General features: G+C 43.4%; 15 protein-coding genes. 5 read left to right on the top strand and 10 right to left on the bottom strand.

Annotated elements, in window-relative coordinates; translation table 11 throughout:
• Nucleotides 1-10: 10 nt before the first annotated feature.
• The 3 genes from AC0VYA_RS04115 to AC0VYA_RS04105 form a co-directional block, all read right to left on the bottom strand.
• Nucleotides 11-640: a hypothetical protein gene (locus AC0VYA_RS04115; RefSeq protein WP_475490151.1), complete on the bottom strand. Its 630-nt coding sequence runs from the start codon at nt 638-640 to the stop codon at nt 11-13.
• 463 nt (nt 641-1,103) lie between these two features.
• Entirely contained in the window at nt 1,104-1,325 is a 222-nt protein-coding gene (locus AC0VYA_RS04110) for a hypothetical protein (protein WP_475490150.1), read from the bottom strand.
• A 637-nt stretch (nt 1,326-1,962) separates the two neighbouring features.
• Nucleotides 1,963-2,949 carry an MBL fold metallo-hydrolase gene (locus AC0VYA_RS04105; protein ID WP_475490149.1) on the bottom strand — a complete coding sequence of 329 codons (987 nt, stop codon included), beginning with the start codon at nt 2,947-2,949 and terminating at the stop codon, nt 1,963-1,965.
• Between the two features lie 523 nt (nt 2,950-3,472).
• On the opposite strand from AC0VYA_RS04105, the gene AC0VYA_RS04100 reads away from it, so the two are divergent.
• Nucleotides 3,473-4,663: an MFS transporter gene (locus AC0VYA_RS04100; RefSeq protein ID WP_475490148.1), complete on the top strand. Its 1,191-nt coding sequence runs from the start codon at nt 3,473-3,475 to the stop codon at nt 4,661-4,663.
• Between the two features lie 168 nt (nt 4,664-4,831).
• On the opposite strand, the gene AC0VYA_RS04095 is transcribed toward AC0VYA_RS04100, so the two are convergent.
• Nucleotides 4,832-6,310, bottom strand: coding sequence for a carboxylesterase/lipase family protein (locus tag AC0VYA_RS04095; protein ID WP_475490147.1), 1,479 nt, complete (start codon nt 6,308-6,310; stop codon nt 4,832-4,834).
• 240 nt (nt 6,311-6,550) lie between these two features.
• Nucleotides 6,551-6,646 (bottom strand): hypothetical protein, encoded by a 96-nt coding sequence (locus AC0VYA_RS04090; protein WP_475490146.1) that lies wholly within the window; start codon nt 6,644-6,646, stop codon nt 6,551-6,553.
• Between the two features lie 50 nt (nt 6,647-6,696).
• On the opposite strand from AC0VYA_RS04090, the gene AC0VYA_RS04085 reads away from it, so the two are divergent.
• The 3 genes from AC0VYA_RS04085 to AC0VYA_RS04075 all read left to right on the top strand — a co-directional run bounded on the left by AC0VYA_RS04085 (nt 6,697) and on the right by AC0VYA_RS04075 (nt 8,594).
• Entirely contained in the window at nt 6,697-6,921 is a 225-nt protein-coding gene (locus AC0VYA_RS04085; RefSeq protein ID WP_475490145.1) for a MarR family winged helix-turn-helix transcriptional regulator, read from the top strand.
• Between the two features lie 226 nt (nt 6,922-7,147).
• Entirely contained in the window at nt 7,148-7,825 is a 678-nt protein-coding gene (locus AC0VYA_RS04080; protein WP_475490144.1) for a glutathione S-transferase family protein, read from the top strand.
• Between the two features lie 25 nt (nt 7,826-7,850).
• Complete coding sequence (locus tag AC0VYA_RS04075) at nt 7,851-8,594, top strand: siderophore-interacting protein (protein ID WP_475490143.1); 744 nt, start codon at nt 7,851-7,853, stop codon at nt 8,592-8,594.
• Nucleotides 8,595-9,198: 604 nt separating this feature from the next.
• On the opposite strand, the gene AC0VYA_RS04070 is transcribed toward AC0VYA_RS04075, so the two are convergent.
• The 4 genes from AC0VYA_RS04070 to AC0VYA_RS04055 form a co-directional block, all read right to left on the bottom strand.
• Nucleotides 9,199-10,926: an arylsulfatase gene (locus AC0VYA_RS04070; protein ID WP_475490142.1), complete on the bottom strand. Its 1,728-nt coding sequence runs from the start codon at nt 10,924-10,926 to the stop codon at nt 9,199-9,201.
• Between the two features lie 83 nt (nt 10,927-11,009).
• Entirely contained in the window at nt 11,010-11,966 is a 957-nt protein-coding gene (locus AC0VYA_RS04065) for a PDR/VanB family oxidoreductase (RefSeq protein ID WP_011573757.1), read from the bottom strand.
• Between the two features lie 45 nt (nt 11,967-12,011).
• A complete protein-coding gene (locus AC0VYA_RS04060) occupies nt 12,012-12,422 on the bottom strand; it encodes a DoxX family protein (protein ID WP_475490141.1) in 411 nt (136 codons plus the stop codon).
• Between the two features lie 152 nt (nt 12,423-12,574).
• The gene (locus AC0VYA_RS04055; RefSeq protein WP_475490140.1) at nt 12,575-13,648 is read right to left on the bottom strand and encodes a Rieske 2Fe-2S domain-containing protein; all 1,074 of its coding nucleotides are present in this window, start codon (nt 13,646-13,648) and stop codon (nt 12,575-12,577) included.
• A 313-nt stretch (nt 13,649-13,961) separates the two neighbouring features.
• On the opposite strand from AC0VYA_RS04055, the gene AC0VYA_RS04050 reads away from it, so the two are divergent.
• Nucleotides 13,962-14,861, top strand: a complete 900-nt coding sequence (locus AC0VYA_RS04050) for a LysR substrate-binding domain-containing protein (RefSeq protein WP_475490139.1) — start codon at nt 13,962-13,964, stop codon at nt 14,859-14,861.
• A gap of 26 nt (nt 14,862-14,887) precedes the next feature.
• Here AC0VYA_RS04050 and AC0VYA_RS04045 read toward each other — a convergent pair whose 3' ends face one another.
• Entirely contained in the window at nt 14,888-15,811 is a 924-nt protein-coding gene (locus AC0VYA_RS04045; protein WP_475490138.1) for an NAD-dependent epimerase/dehydratase family protein, read from the bottom strand.
• Between the last annotated feature and the right edge of the window lie 32 nt (nt 15,812-15,843).

Here is a 15,843-nt window from a genome sequence, read left to right as displayed (position 1 = left end):
AGGTGAGTCGTTAGAATGCAGACTTACGAGCAGCAGACGTTTGCCTGATCGCGAGCAATCCCAGCAGGAAAAGAGCAAAGGTGCTGGGTGCAGATACCGCGTTAGCACGTTGGCTAATAGAAATATTGGACACGGTTAAGTAGTCATCGTAATCGTAGTTAAAGTCTTCAATACCAAATTCCAAAGCAACTGAAGCGCCTGCTAGCGCACTGATATCGGCACTTAAACCGTCAAGCATAAAGTCATGTAGAAGGTCGCCATTGTCATCAACAAGAGTGACATAAGCGCTGTCCGCTATTGAGTCAAATGCCAATGAAATAAATGACGAGTTATCAGCAACCATAAATGTTTGAAACAAATAAATACCCCAATATTCTGCGCTTGAATCGGCAAAAGTGTTGAGTGTGACGCTGTTTAAGCCAGTGAAATAGTTATCCGAATAGTCGTTTAAGTTAATGTCATAGGCTGCCACTTCTTCATCGGCATTGACGCTGTAATAGTTAACATCTCCTGACCAGCCGTTTAGCCCGTCAGTAAAGCCCCCATTAATTAGGCCGGCAGAGGCACCGCTGCTGAGCAGCAATCCACCAATCAAAAACAGTGGTTTTACGAGCTTTTTACACGCTGAATATGTGTTCATGTATTCCCATTCCTCACTCTTTTTTGTGAATAAGTGTTATTCATGAGCGACAAGCTCAATACATATAGCGCCAATATTTGAATTGGTCATTTGATGCGCCTCACGTCGCTTAAGTAAAAATGAACCTCATTAAAGTGAATGTACGAACTGGAACATTTTGTTACTGAAATGTATAACAACATTAAATCATTGTAAACATCATATGTTTATTTTGCGCTATAAAAGTAATTTCAGTACAAGTAAAAAGCGTAGGAATACTGACTGGCGAGCTAGCTGAGGATATTAATTAACTAGAAAGGATTAGAGACTCACGGGTGCTAAGTGCTGTTACTCAGGGCACGGGATGTTAATCAGTGACCGTAGCGATCACTCTGACGCTCTCTACTTGTGTACAGTTTCCTAAACCAAATATCAGCTGGTTGTTGTAGGAGTCTGCGTAGGAAGAAGATGAAGCACCTACTTGCTACTGCCATTGTCTACCGCAGGCTTGTAGCGCCTCTTTACCTGACGGGGAGCCACCTACCACAACACCCAAGAAATGATGATCAGATCGAGCGGATGTGTGATTTTCAAAGAGCCGCCATGTGCCACGTTCATTGGCGGTCACTAGATCAAGGTCGCCATCTTTATCGAGATCGATAACATCTGCACCCGCCCAGCCCTCATTATCAAAATCACCGGCCACCACGCTCGCCGTGGGCTGATAGTGGTTGGCGTTGGTCCATCAGTCACATTTAACACAACCCCAGCAGTGGGTGAGCGTGTTTGGCTGCAGATACGCCATTTATCGTCCCTAAATAACCTATGTACAAATAGGCATAGACTCTGGTGATAAATACTTCAGCTTAACGCCTTCAGGGCAAACGTCGCTTGGCCAGCCAAGCGCTCGCTGCGGTTCAATATTCCACGACCGGCTGCCGCTCGCAATCAAATACCCCCCCCAAAATAACAAAGTTCCCTAAAATAACTGAATCAACAAGCTTAAAACAATGGGGCAATTTTCTCATTTGGTTTTAAATTCATAACTCAAAAGTTGTTTACGCGTTAGGACAACTGGCAACGGCCATACAGTTAATAACGGGCTAGCTCCTGCAAAAGCGGAGAGCCAACCTATTTTACAGGCCGGAATGAGTTGACCGCTACATAACGACGGCTCTGTCGAATAAATTGAAATACTAAATAGTGGGGGTTAGGAAGGACGGGAACTAAAAATACAAAAATGACATGCTGATTTTTTTCCACATTTAGGATTGCAGGCATAACCCTAAATGTGAACATCTAAACATGCCATTTTATAGACATAAAGTATGCTAATCCTGTTGCTATCTTTGCAGTAAGAATCTGTCTAGGTCGTTAGCAAGAGTAATGTCGCCTTGATAAAATGCCGCTAATTCATTGCTATATTTTTTATATTCAGCTGGCGCGGTCAGCCCAGGTGCCATATGGGTAATAACAACTTTTTTAACGTTCGCGTTTGCGGCAAGCTGACCAACTTCACCTGAGGTGAGGTGGTGAGTAGACAAATGCTGACTAAGATGCTTAGAAGCCTGGGCAGGCATGTGGGGATGCGCACGTTTTACCAGATTAACTGTATGTTCAACATCCATCATTTCGCTGACAAGCATATCAGCATTTTTAGCAAGTAATTCAACCGCTTTGCTTGGTCCTGTATCTCCTGTGTAAACGACGGTGTAATCTTCCAGTTCAAACTTAAACGATAATGCCTGGTACTTCTTCCACTCATCGCTGCCTTCTGGCCAGCTAAAGTGAGTATTTCGCACTGCTGTTAAGGTAAAGTCCTCCAGGCTGACCTTATCACCGTCTGTCAACTCAACCACGTTGACCTTACGATTTGCAGGTTCTGGTATTTGGCCTGGTACACCATAATGGCCTGCCGCGCCGTATTTCATAAACGCAAAGATCCCGTCCACTGTTTCTTTGATCCCAGGGGGGCCATAAACAGTCAATTCATTCCCAGCATTCACTTGCCAGCGAAGACTTAATAATGCAGGTAACCCGCCGGTATGGTCAAAATGTAAGTGACTGATAAAGACTGCGTCAACATCGGTTGTTTTCAAGCCCGCTTTGGTTAGCTGGCCCACTGTGCCATCGCCCGCGTCGACAATATAAGTATGGCCGTTAACAAATAAAGCGTTCGACGGTTGTGAATGTGTCGCATGGGGTATAGGACCTCCCATTGTGCCCAGGGTAATCCATTCATCTTTTACATCACTGGCGCTATCAGCTATTGCACAACTGATACAACTTATCGTGAGCAACATGCCGCCAATAATTCTTGTCAAACTCATTTGCGTATCCTTTTTACTTTCATTTTAAAAACAATAAAAAACTGACAGTAAACTCTCTACTGACAGCAGAACCAAACCGAACAAGGATGAAACATATAAGTCACACCCTTGTAACATTTGACCTACTATACGGCTTGCCTCGGTATCCATATAATTGATTTTATTGATACTTGTTAGCGATATTAGTGATGAGCTTGTTGTATTTTGATCAGGGTTTACAAAGCATAGGCAGATTAGGTTGATTGTCGACGTTCACCAACTACTAACATATACATAGCTGTATCATTATGGATGTATCAGATTTAGAGATAGTTAAAATCAGTTTATTCCACTGGCATCCCACTGCATTCCCTTACATTATTTTAACAATGACTCATAACTTTGAAGTTTGGTAGAACACTATCGTTACCGTCTTTTTCTCAATATGTATTAGATGAAGTAGCGCCGATTAGTTAACGACATCCTCTACCAAGCAAAAATATAGTGGAAATAAAATATGCCAAACAGTCTCGTTGATACCGTATTGATAGATAAAATAAGCAATCAAGCCTCTACTAAACATGCCATTATTTTAATCTTGGCAGCCATAATGCCCCCGATGGCAATTGCTTCTTTGATCCCTGTTTTGCCTTTATTAATGAAAGAATTTGCCCATGAGCAAGGCTCGGCATTTTTAGTGCCCATCGCACTGACCGTTCCGGCATTGTGCGTCGCGCTTTTTTCACCCTTGGCCGGCTGGATATCTGATAAATTAGGTCGTAAACCAGTTTTGATATCTGCACTTTTGGCTTACGGGGTGGTTGGCGTAGTCCCATATTTTTTAACTGATCTGCGTCACATTATTTTAGTAAGGATATTATTAGGTGTTGCTGAGGCGGCTATCATGACGGTAGCGACAGCGTTAATTGCAGATTACTTTACCGGTAAACTCAGACAAAAATGGATATCTATTCAGATCGCTAGTGTGAGTTTAAGTGCCATCGTTTTAATTGCTATGGGTGGGCTTTTAGGTGAATTTTTTGGATCTCGAGGACCCTTCTTGCTGTATTTAGTCGCTATCCCTATCGCCTTAGCTGCCTACGTTATCTTATTTGAACCGCAAAGAGGTCAAGCACAAGAGCAAGCTAACAAGAGCAGGCCCAAGGTACCTTGGAAACGGGTTACCCCCTTACTATTAACAACGCTTTTTGTGGGTGTCATCTTCTACACCATAATAGTCAAAATTGGCGTTATTTTAGGCTTAGTAAGTGAGGTATCGCCGGCGGCTATTGGTGGTATAGGTGCAGTGGGTAATATAGGTGTTGCGCTGGGCTCAATGGCATTTGGTAAATTTAAAGGCGCGTCAGGTCCTAAATTAATGAGTATTGGTTTGGCCTTGTCAGCCATAGGATATTGCGGTGCGGCACTATCTTCGACGCTTATATTTACCACCGCAGCCCTTATTGTTGCTTGTTTAGGTTTTGGTATGCTGTTACCAACTATGCTTAATTGGATACTTAGTGTACTTCCGAAAAGTGTCATTGGTCGTGGAACAGGTCTTTGGACAGGTGCATTCTTTTTTGGCCAATTTACAGCCCCTATCATAGCAACAGCATTACAAAATCAAATTGGCGGCTTAGAAAACGTGTTATTGATTTATGCTGTTTTATCGTTAATTGGGGTATTCATTGCCTTTATGAAACTGAAGGGCGCCAAAAGTTTAGTTAATCACTAGGCTTTAGTGCTGGCACTACCGGCAAATAGTGCGACCCTGAAGCCACAAACAAGATAGTGATTGTGCTGCCTCGATTTGGTTGCAGCGAAGTTTAATGAAAAAGTACTCTTTAAATTTGCGAGCAACCTGTAGTCCTTTCATTAATGTGTTAATGAGGGCTTTGCCTCATCAGAACGAATAGTTCTGCCATAACTGCCTTGCGCCCTTGTTTGGGTCATGTATTACCTGGTGCTTGTTATTGAATTCCATTACTGCGCGATCGACCCGATTGTAAGCGGGCCATTCAGTACTGCCCGTTTTGGCAAAACGCAACCATTGAGCCTGCATGTAATTAGCCAAAGATTTAGGCGGTTGAGCATCGACAAAACTTATAGCTTGTTCACTATCAAGGGTGTTAAAGGTAAAGGGAACATCGACAAAATGCGCTGCCCCCAAGCGTCCGTCATAAGCAGGCGACGACCATGCGAAATTATATTTCCATACGGGATTCCCCATGGCGACTAACTGCTCAGCGATATGCAAAGCGGGCATACGAAACGTATAATCGGACTGTGCCTGAGCGTATACATCACCAACCGAAATTTCGTCAGTTTTACGGTAAACATCGAACGCATCGCTTCCGAGCTTTAAGTCTTCCAAAAATAAAGATAATTCAGTTTCTTCAATTCGATCAATTGCACCGCCTGGCACTAAGTACAACCTTGATTCTTGGTCAGTACTTCCCACAATAACGGGTATAGAAGGATCGCCGTTATTTAGTAAATCAGCCATTGGCGATATTTCAATAACATCACCATCAATAACCGGTAAAAAGGCCGTGCCACCCCAAGATAGCATGCCCCATTGCTTGTGATCTGTAATCGAATTCCCCATGCCGATAACACCTTCGACAAGCTGCGAAAAAGGTATGTCAGCAATATCTGTCATTGTGGCTTGTACATTTTGTTGCTTCGCAAACTCACTGGTTACTCGCGCGGCTTGTGTTTTTGTGATTGCTTGCATAGGTGGGCTTTGCACAATCGCTTTTTGATATAGGCCACTGGCTTTTTTACTGCCCAGCAAAATGGCTACGCTACCCGCACCAGCTGATTGGCCGAACAAGGTAACGTTCTTAGGGTCACCTCCAAAATCCTGAATATGTTCTTTCACCCAGCGCAACGCTAGAATTTGATCTAGGATCCCTCTGTTATCAGGTGCATCGTCGAAATGCATGAAACCGTCTACACCAACCCGATAATTAACGGTCACCACCACCACGCCATGTTCGGCAAAACGACGCCCATCGTAAACCTCCTCTGCTGCATCTTCGCGAATAAACGCCCCTCCCGGTAGCCAAACCATAACGGGCATTTTCGTATCTGCGTGCACAGCAGCGCCCGGCGTCCATACATTGACGGTAAGATCCCCTGCCCGGCCAACCAATTCTACGTCCGCCCCCCGCCCTGGCTGCGGAACAGGAGGTGTAATGACAGTCGCATCCAACTTTTTCACCCAGGGGTTTATCGCTTCTGGCGCCTGAAAACGTCGCTCAGGGCTAAAAGGATTTTTTGCATAAGGCACGCCATAGAAAATAGCCACATCGTTAACAAGCTTACCCGTTACCTTTCCTAGTTTGGTCGTTGCAGTGATGGTGTTATTAGAATTCATAGATGAACCTGCACAGACGTTTGCACAAAATAAGATGAGAACAAGAAAGACACATACTATGTTAATAAGAACTTGGTTCATGGATGCTCCAATGACTATCAAAGGTAAAGATACCGATGGTTTTATCCATATCTTTACCTCACTATATTAAATGTAGGTCTGAAATAGAACTATAGTCACATCAAATCAGCATGCCGAGATGTTATACATTTAGTAGAAAAACGGCCAAACAAAGCGTATTCACCCTTCACATAATTGCTTTATTATTCGCCTTGCGTGATTTGCCCCTGTATCAACATGGATATCAATCATAGGCTGGCCTTTGAAATATTTCATGGTCCGATATTGTGCCTCGATGACCCCTTTGTCTTTATCGAATGTAAGCCGTGTTTGTCAAAGCTCCTCAAGATGCGCGTTCCTCCCTCGTAATATTAACTCACAAGGGTGAAACCTTGCATGACAAGGTATTAGAAATCGCCCTTGAAAGGGAAAAATTACTATTAAGTGGTATTTCTCAGGAAGAATTAGATGTGCTGATTAACGTGCTGCTCAAACTAAATAACAATGTTAAATCCGTTAATGCATATGAACCGAAGTTTGAACATAAGTAAAACGGCTTGACGACCAGCATCAGGTGCTACGCCTAGGTTTTAGCGTGCTCTGCGTTTGAAGGCATAGAGCACGTGAAAGGTGCTTTTTTGATATGACGTATTGGCATCCCTGATAGGTACTATGAAAATAGCCGAATAGTGTTAACCGGCTCAATTCGCTATGCTCGTGTTCAGGTAAAAATAAACGTTTTTCTTTAGTAAGCATTAGTCCTCTAGGAGCGTCAAAGTGAGTAATATTGTTCTTTATACGTCGCCAGGAAGTTGCTCTCGCGTGACTGCCATTGTATTAGAAGAACTAGCGCTTGAATTTGAAACGCGAGTTGTGCGTTTTATGAAAGGTGAGCATAAATCTCCTGAATTTAAACTGAAAAACCCTAAAGGAAAAGTCCCTGCGCTTATCTACAGCGGCCAAACACTCACTGAAAATGTCGCCATTATTACCTATTTAAATCAACTACATGGTCAACTGTTACCTGCAACTGACAATGCCCTAGACTTTGCAAAACAGATTGCGGATCTGTGTTTTTGTTCTGCAACACTGCACCCTTTAGTCACGCGTATAAGAATGCCAGGATTTTTTGCAGGCGACGACAAAGCAAAAACAGTGCAAGACATTGCTTTTAATGCCATGGATGAGTTTTTTCACTTAATTGATAACCAGTTAGCTGATCAGCAATGGTGGTATCAAGATCAATGTTCAGCTATGGATGCCTATCTTTATTGGTGTTTTTGGCGTGTTCAAGGGGCTGGTTATCCTGTTGAAAAGTTTGCTCATTACTGCGCTCATGCGCAAAGAATGGAACAACGCCCCTCTGTAAAAAGGGCAATTGCCCGTGATGATGAAGCGATTAAGATTTTGGAAAACGAAGGTTTGCTGTTTACACCCAAAAAGATTATTCGTTAGTTTACTGTTTTTAAAAGGAAATAAGATGGCTACTAGGCCTGCACCAAGAAAGTTAGTTGTGATCAACAGCCGTTATATCACACCTAATATGTTACGTATTACCTTAGGCGGCGAGGAGATGAGGGACTTTCCTGCGGATCAGGACAGCGCTTACGTGAAGTTAATTTTTCCAAGGGCCGATGGCGGTCGTCCTATGATGAGAACCTACACAGTGCGTAGCCAATCAGAAGACTCAATTGACATTGATTTTGCCTTTCATGAGGCGAAAGGCCCAGCCTCTTCATGGGCAATCAACGCCAAAGCCGGCGATAAGATTATAGTTGGCGGGCCGGGTCCTAAAAAACTGCTTAACCAGGACGCGGACTGGATAATCATTAGCGGCGACATGACCGCTTTACCGGCAATCAGCGTCAACCTTGCTATTTTGCCAAAAGATGCGAAAGGCTATGCGGTGCTAGAAGTAGTAGATGAAGCAGATATCCAAGAATTGGCGCATCCTGACAATGTGCAATTAATATGGGTTGTCAGTAAACCCAGTACCGATACAGAAGTTCTGCCTTTACTGGATCGCATCAAATCACTACCTGAACTTGAAGGTAGTTTATCAGTATGGGTTGCCTGTGAATTCAGCACTATGAAAGCGATTCGTAAGTATTTGAGAAGCACTTTTGAACTACCTAAAAGTCATTTTTATACCTCCAGTTACTGGAAACTCGGGGTCAGTGAAGATGAGCATAAAATTGCTAAAAATGAAGATGCTGAATCCTAAGATTGGAGTCCAAATCAATCCATGGCTTAGACTTGCTGCGGCTGGTTGTTGCATCGAACAACATGAAGAACCGCACTTGGGAAGAGTTTCAATTAATACCGGAAAATATTTATTGAGAATCAAATCACTCTGGCAAGTCGGTAGTCTCTTTAGAAACGCGTAGGGTTCTACCTCACAGTCAAATAACGACTATTCCTTTTAAGAGTGTAATTGGTCCAAAAAATTAGCCCAGATGCCCTGAGTTTGTTCGATAAATTAGCCAGGCATAGATGTGGGGTTACTGTTTTTAGTTGAACTGATTATCATTGATGGCACCACAACAGTTTAGCATTGACGTAAGACTTGCTTGGCTGCGTTCATATTACGGGCATTCCATTAAGGCGAAGCCGTCAAACCTCCCTTGTCATCCTCGATGCTAAACAGTGGTTTGTAGACCTTAAAATTGGCTCGAACTCTTCATGAGCACCTTTGCCTTTGCTTTTGGCATTTGCGCTAGAGTCCAAAGCAAATTCTAAGATGCTACGATGTATCGACCCATCTCAATTCTATTTCTGTATGCGCGAGAGTTGCCTCTGTGCCAACTGAAAATCGGTCAATAACCCACTTAATGTTTTTTGCGTGGTCGCATCTCTTGTACACCCACTTCTTCAGCATACTGTTGCCAAGCGAGCTTAAGTTCTGCAACCTTTTCAGGGTGTTGTGTTGATACATCAATTAATTCCGCAGGATCATCAGCTAGATTATACAATCCCCACTGCCCATTGCCCGCAGGTCGCGAAATAGAAAGTAACTTCCAATCCCCTTTACGCACAGCTTTATTCCCATGAAGCTCTGCGCCTAAGACATAATCATCGCCGTGTAGACTGACGCTTTTTCCGGTCAGCATGTTCATCATCGATGCCCCGCGCATTGGCGTGAATTTGTTTGTTTCACTCGCGGTGGAATAAGGATGTTTTGCGTTAGCTAATTCTAATATGGTTGGCATGACATCCATAACACTGACGATGCCGTCATACTGCTTTGGTTTAACCATTTTAGGGAAATGAACAAATGCTGGGGTATGAATGCCACCTTGTGCCACTGAGCCTTTGTTTAGCCGTTTAACACTGCTACCGGCACGTGCCCATTGCGGACCGTACATAACATAGGAGTTAGCCTTGCCCATGTTTTCGTAACTATTGTCGCAACATGCGGCAACAAATTTACTCAAGAAGCTTTTGTAGGCTGGTGAGTTAGGTGTATTGGCTTCAGTACCATTATCTGACATAAAGAAAATGACAGTATTATCGTATACCCCCTCATCTTTTAAGTAGGTGACCAAATCACCAATGGCGGTATCTAAGTCAGATACCATAGCCGCATAGATTTCCATTTGCTTAGCTGAAATTTTCTTTTCTTCAACGGTCAAACTTGCCCAAGGCTTTATATTCCTTGGTAAGGGGGGAATTTGGCTAGACTTTGCAATTAAACCGAGTGCTTTTTGTTTTTCTAAGCGACTCGCTAAAAGCGCTTCATAGCCTTCATCATACTTACCTTTGTATTTCGCTATTGAAGACTCTGGGGCTTGCAAAGGCCAGTGGGGAGCGGTATATGCCATATAGGACATGAAAGGCTTAGTTTTATCCCGCTCATGTAGATATTGCTTCATCTTACTGGTGAAAAACGGCGATGAATAAAAATGGTCAGGTAACGTCGCTGGCTTATCATCTTCTACATAAGTTGCTTTTTTGGCGAATGGCATAATAGACATATCATCGAAGTGCCCCGCTCCACCTTCCATTAGTGCGAAAGAACGTTGAAAACCACGAGCGGCAGGCATTTGTCCGTCTTTTTTACCTAAGTGCCATTTGCCGACCATAAAACGTTGGTAATCAGCTTCCGCCAAAACTTCAGGTAAGGTTGCAACGCTATCGTTTAAATACCCTTGGTAACCTGGCTTATCTAAAAGATAAGGCGCGAACGCTTGCATAACTTCATCCATGGCCCCTAGACCCGCCAAGTGATTATCCGTGCCGGAAAGTAACATTGCTCGGGTAGGCGAACAGGTTGCAGCGGTATGAAAATTAGTTAGCCTTACACCTGCATTTGCTAATGAGTCGATATTCGGGGTTGCTATTTCGCTACCAAACACGCCTAAATCGGTTAATCCCAAGTCATCGGCAACAATAATGACGATATTAGGACGTGTGTCTGATGGCGATTCCAGCACTTTATTTTCTATAACTGGCTTACTACTTACGTTAACCGCCTCTGAGGAACATCCTGTTAGTAAAAGAAAAGTACTCAACCATACTGCATTAATAGTTATTCCATAATGTCTTTGATAACTCATTCATTACTCCCGGTAAGTCCACATATATTCAGCATACAAAATGTTCTGGTAAGGCAACTATTTCAAAGTAGTTATTATTGGTATTACAAATCTATTATTAGCGTGTCAGTTAACGACCTTGAGCAACATGGGGTAAATTGATTGTTCTTGGATTTTTCATCAGCAGATAAAAACTCGTCTCGGTGATCCGGTACTCCGTCAATAACAGGTGTTAGACACGCACCGCATATTCCCATCTCGCAGGACATATCAACCGTTACGCCAGCGTCTTCTATAGCCTCTAAGGCCGTTTGCTCGACAGCGACATCGATTTCCAACCCTGAACGTTTTAGAATAAGTTTAAATGGCTTATCACCTGATTCGGCAATCTTAGGCTCCGCTTTGAAGTTCTCTTTATGCAGATTTTCTTCTTTCCACGAATTCGCTCTTGCCACATCAAATATGTGCTCCATATACCCCACTGGTCCACAGGTATATAAATGGGTATTTTCAGTAAAATGACTTAAGGCTTGGTTAAGCCTAGTATTGTTATTTTCTGGCTGATCAGAGAAATAGTAAGACACCTTAGATGCGAATGGGCAATTTAACAGCAGTTGATAAAACGCAGCCTGCTCTTTCGATTTAGCGCGATAATGCAGCTCAAAATCAACGCCGATACCATCAAGTTCTATTGCCATTGACAATATAGGCGTGATCCCTATCCCCCCCGCAAAAAGAAGGACTTTGTCACTTTTCGCATTGATAGGAAATAAATTACGCGGTTCCGATATAGCGATTTCATCCCCAACGTTGAGCGTATCATGCAGTGCCAGCGAGCCGCCCCTTGAGTTAGCATCCTTTAAAACAGCAATTTTATAGAACGCTTGAGATTGTGCATGGCTTATCAAAGAATATTGCCGAGTCAAGCTATTAGGTAGCTGCACATCTACATGACTACCCGCTGAAAAAGCCGGCAATTCTCCGCCGTCTTTGCGCGCTAATTCAAAACTACAAATATGGGGGGTTTCCAGTGTTTTATTCTTAATAACAACGTCAAACATAATATTTCTCGATATATTTTTAGCTTAAAAATAGCTAAATAAGGATCAGTTAACCGTCGAGCGGTTTAACCTTGCCTCTAGGACTGCATCCACAGACCAGGCACCAGGACCTGAGAAGATGAAATAGAAAAAGACGAAACAGTACATCACGGCTAGCTCTCCACCATTGACCACAGGAAAAAAGTCTTTTGATGCGTAAAAAAGAAAGTAAGCCACAGCCATCTGTCCGCTCAATAAGAAAGCCACACTGCGAGTACCCAGCCCCATTAACAAGCAAAGGCCACCAAAGAACTCTAAAATGCCAGCGAAGCCCGCTAAACTGAATAACTCCAAGGGCCCTTGATGATGCCCTCCCTCTGGGAAGTGAAACAATTTCTGCGCACCGTGTTGTATATAAAGCAGTGCTGTTACAACCCGTAAAATGGCTAGGCAGTATTTCTCATATTGATAAAACATGCTTCAATCTTCCCCTCGAGGCTTGATCCACGTGTTCTTTAATAGGCGCTAACCGTTTTAAGCTGCGCCCATTAATCGGCGTACCTGCAAAACAGCGAACGCGATGGGCTGCACTGACGCAAAGCGTGAGTGCAGCGGGCACCTATTTCTTCTTATGCGTCAGCTAAAGGCACATTTTCTTCCGCCAGCATGGCTTCAATTCTTCTTCTAACCTGTACCGCAGGCTTGTCTGCTCCAACTAACAGTTCTCGTTGTTGAGTGACCGCAAAATCGAGCCTCTTTTCTACAGCATTGATCGCTACCTGGTCTTGGGCGCGGATTTTCTGATCAGCGGCAAGTTGGAATTGATTTAAGCTTTCATCACCTAACCTGAAATTACGCGTAGAAAACCCAAAATAGTGAGTTGTTGTGTCGGTTTCAGGGGTAGCACCATGAAGTATCATCAACGAACCCAACTCTTTGGGAACCTCACTTTTGCCAGGCACTGCCGTGATAATGGGTAGACTTGTGGACATGAATTCAGGACCGAAAAAATCGCTCTTGATTATAAAGTCACATACACCCTCGAATTCAGCTTCTGGGCCAAAGACCATCTTGAAATAATCATTCCAAGGGGCTTTGCCATTTCGTGTTATGCGATAACTTCTTTCACGCTCTTCAGTGACGATGGGTATATCTGCCATCGAATCTTTCCCTGCGATATGGTGATGCACATAAGGAAGGTGGGTAAGGTCCATTAAGTTATCGACCAATAACTGAGAGCGGCCTTCAAGATGGAAATAATTAGCCGAGTGGAAATCCCAGCCTGGCTGGTCCAAACCAAAATCTTCGTAGGGTGGAATTAGATCGATATCACATTTATCTTCATCGCCCATCCAAATCCAACAAATTGGGCCTTTTTCTATAATTTTATACACTGGCTGGCAGATTCTACCTGTGACTTTTGGTTGCGAAGGAATTTGAATGCACTCGCCAGTATCGGCAAATTTGAACCCGTGGTAACCACACACAATAGCATCGCCTTCAACGCGACCTTGCACCAGAGGTAAATAACGGTGGGGGCATAAACCATACATGGCAACGGGCGTACCATCTTCTTTACGATACATAACCACAGGCTTGTTTAGCATGGTGCGTTCCATTGGCTCACGGGTTATTTCGGTTGAAAATGCCGCCATATACCAACGGTTGCGCACGATTGAGCTTTTATATTTAAATGGATACATAACTTATCTTCCTCAAAAATTGTCTAGCGCGCTTATCGCACTCAATTGTTAAAAAATTGTTTACACAATATATCAGCGCCGTTACATCGCGACCAACGCTTAACATCGCTAGTTGGCATTGATATAATCGATGGTTAATAGAATGGCGCTTTTAATCGGATCAAGAGAGTACCGTCTCACCAGTGGAGTATGGATATAGCCTGGGCTAGATGTGACTACCGATAATGAAAAGCTGTAAACTCGTTGAACATTTGATACCTTTAAAATAGATTACTTAGTAAAATTACAGCTTTGAAACTGATGGTTACTGTTTATGCGATTTAAAGGCCTAGATTTGAACTTACTCGTTGCGCTAGATGCACTCATAGCGGAGCGCAATGTCACACGAGCCGGTGAGCGAATACATCTTAGTCAATCGGGAATGAGTTCAGCGGTTTCACGCTTAAGACAATATTTTGATGATGAATTATTTGTGCAAGTCGGCAGAGAACTCATCCCCACATCGCTTACTGAAACGCTAGCTAAACCCGTTCGGCGAATTCTAGTAGAAATGGAAAATACCATAATAAGTAGACCTAAATTTGACCCTGCCAGTGATGAACGGTGTTATAGAATCGCTGCGTCAGAATTAACGACTATGGTATTAATGCCCAGTGTGATTAGTCGGCTGGCCCAGGACGCTCCCAATATTCGCTTGAATTTATCGACCATTGGTGAAACCGATTTGCTTGATAAAGGGGATATTGACTTAATGATTATTCCAAAACAGTTCACGCAAGACGGACATCCCTTCGATGAGATATATCAAGAAGGTTACAAATGCATTTGTTGGCAAGAAAACACATCGATTGGAGAAAAAATAACGTTTGAGGATTATCAATCTGCTGGCCATGTTGTCGTCAGCTACGGTAAAAATAACGCCCCAGCCTTTGATAGTTGGTTTATGAGTCATTATGGTATTAGTCGAAGAGTAGAAATTATGACGTCTAATCTGCTAGCGCCGCCGCCCCTTATTATCGGTACGCAACGCATCGCAACCGTACACAGTAGGCTGGCACAAATAGTTAGCCAATCATTACCCATCAGAGTGTTACAGCCCCCGATTGAAATTCCCCCCTTAACGCAAAGTATGCAATATCATCGAAATCGTGAAAATGATGTAGGATTAAACTGGTTAAGACAGTTGATTATTGATGTAGCAAAAACAATTTAATGCACTCGTCCTGCCTTATTCTAAAATCAAGTGCTGTTGAGTAAGGCTCTTTCGACCAGAACACTAAGTTGCCCATCATGCTTAAACCCGGCTTTTTCACCAGCAGGCGTTTTCAAAGGGGGTTGTTGCGCAAACAAGACTTCAAGTTGCCGATCCGCTTGCCAGCTAATCTGTTTATGGCTTTGCTGAGATTGTGCGACAATTTCAGCTAACAGTGCACTCATCGACACTCGTAACGCAGGCGAGGTCACCACTCGACTTTTAGGCATATTTTCACTATTAAGCTGTGCCGCCCAGAGTAAATTTCGCACAGCTTGTTGCACCGACATTAACCACATAGTGCCCTGCTTGGAAACCGGTGATACAAAGTTTTTTCCCTGTGACAGCAAGTGAAAAGCGTTACTCATAAAAGCCGATTTTAAGCCATTGGTTGTCTGGGGTCGCGCAACAATACCTGGTAACCTGATGCTGACCGCGTCAAGGCGTTTTCGCCTATGTAAATCCGCAAGCGCCAGCTCAACCATGGCTTTATGCGCACCGTAAGTCATGGCAGGTAAAATGGGTGTATTGTCATCTACAGGTTCTATTGGAGCGCCGAGCACCGCAATGGTACTGCTATAGATAACGCGCGGGAAGTTACCTTGGCGGGCAACTAACTCAAATAAATTCAGGCTGGCGTCTATATTGATTTGTCGCGATAAACACGGATTTTGCTCTGCACTTCCTCCAGGTAAGGCTGCTAAATGAAACAGATAATCACAAGGTTGGATCACAGCCTGTTGTAAATTTTCTAGCTGGGATAGATCAGTAACAATTTTGGTCACTCGTGAATTGTGGCTAAGCCAATCTTCACTTAGGTGAGTATCGACTAGAGTTAAATGCCAATTAGTTGAGACTAATAAACGCTCTACTAGCTGAGCACCAATAAAGCCCCCCGCGCCTGTTATCATTGCCCTTTTCATCTTATCTTGATCACCGTAAA

This window comes from Paraglaciecola sp. QJM3NY_14 (genome assembly GCF_056173245.1).
Note: the sequence above shows the minus strand (reverse complement) of the source record. Positions and strands in the feature narration are given on the sequence as shown.

What these genes read in the sequence shown, in the direction of transcription:
- AC0VYA_RS04115 (WP_475490151.1), bottom strand. Translation starts at nt 640, where the DNA reads ATGAACACATATTCAGCGTGTAAAAAGCTCGTAAAACCACTGTTTTTG.
- AC0VYA_RS04105 (WP_475490149.1), bottom strand. Translation starts at nt 2,949, where the DNA reads ATGAGTTTGACAAGAATTATTGGCGGCATGTTGCTCACGATAAGTTGT.
- AC0VYA_RS04095 (WP_475490147.1), bottom strand. Translation starts at nt 6,310, where the DNA reads ATGAATTCTAATAACACCATCACTGCAACGACCAAACTAGGAAAGGTA.
- AC0VYA_RS04090 (WP_475490146.1), bottom strand. Translation starts at nt 6,646, where the DNA reads ATGAAATATTTCAAAGGCCAGCCTATGATTGATATCCATGTTGATACA.
- AC0VYA_RS04075 (WP_475490143.1), top strand. Translation starts at nt 7,851, where the DNA reads ATGGCTACTAGGCCTGCACCAAGAAAGTTAGTTGTGATCAACAGCCGT.
- AC0VYA_RS04070 (WP_475490142.1), bottom strand. Translation starts at nt 10,926, where the DNA reads ATGAGTTATCAAAGACATTATGGAATAACTATTAATGCAGTATGGTTG.
- AC0VYA_RS04065 (WP_011573757.1), bottom strand. Translation starts at nt 11,966, where the DNA reads ATGTTTGACGTTGTTATTAAGAATAAAACACTGGAAACCCCCCATATT.
- AC0VYA_RS04060 (WP_475490141.1), bottom strand. Translation starts at nt 12,422, where the DNA reads ATGTTTTATCAATATGAGAAATACTGCCTAGCCATTTTACGGGTTGTA.
- AC0VYA_RS04055 (WP_475490140.1), bottom strand. Translation starts at nt 13,648, where the DNA reads ATGTATCCATTTAAATATAAAAGCTCAATCGTGCGCAACCGTTGGTAT.
- AC0VYA_RS04050 (WP_475490139.1), top strand. Translation starts at nt 13,962, where the DNA reads ATGCGATTTAAAGGCCTAGATTTGAACTTACTCGTTGCGCTAGATGCA.
- AC0VYA_RS04045 (WP_475490138.1), bottom strand. Translation starts at nt 15,811, where the DNA reads ATGATAACAGGCGCGGGGGGCTTTATTGGTGCTCAGCTAGTAGAGCGT.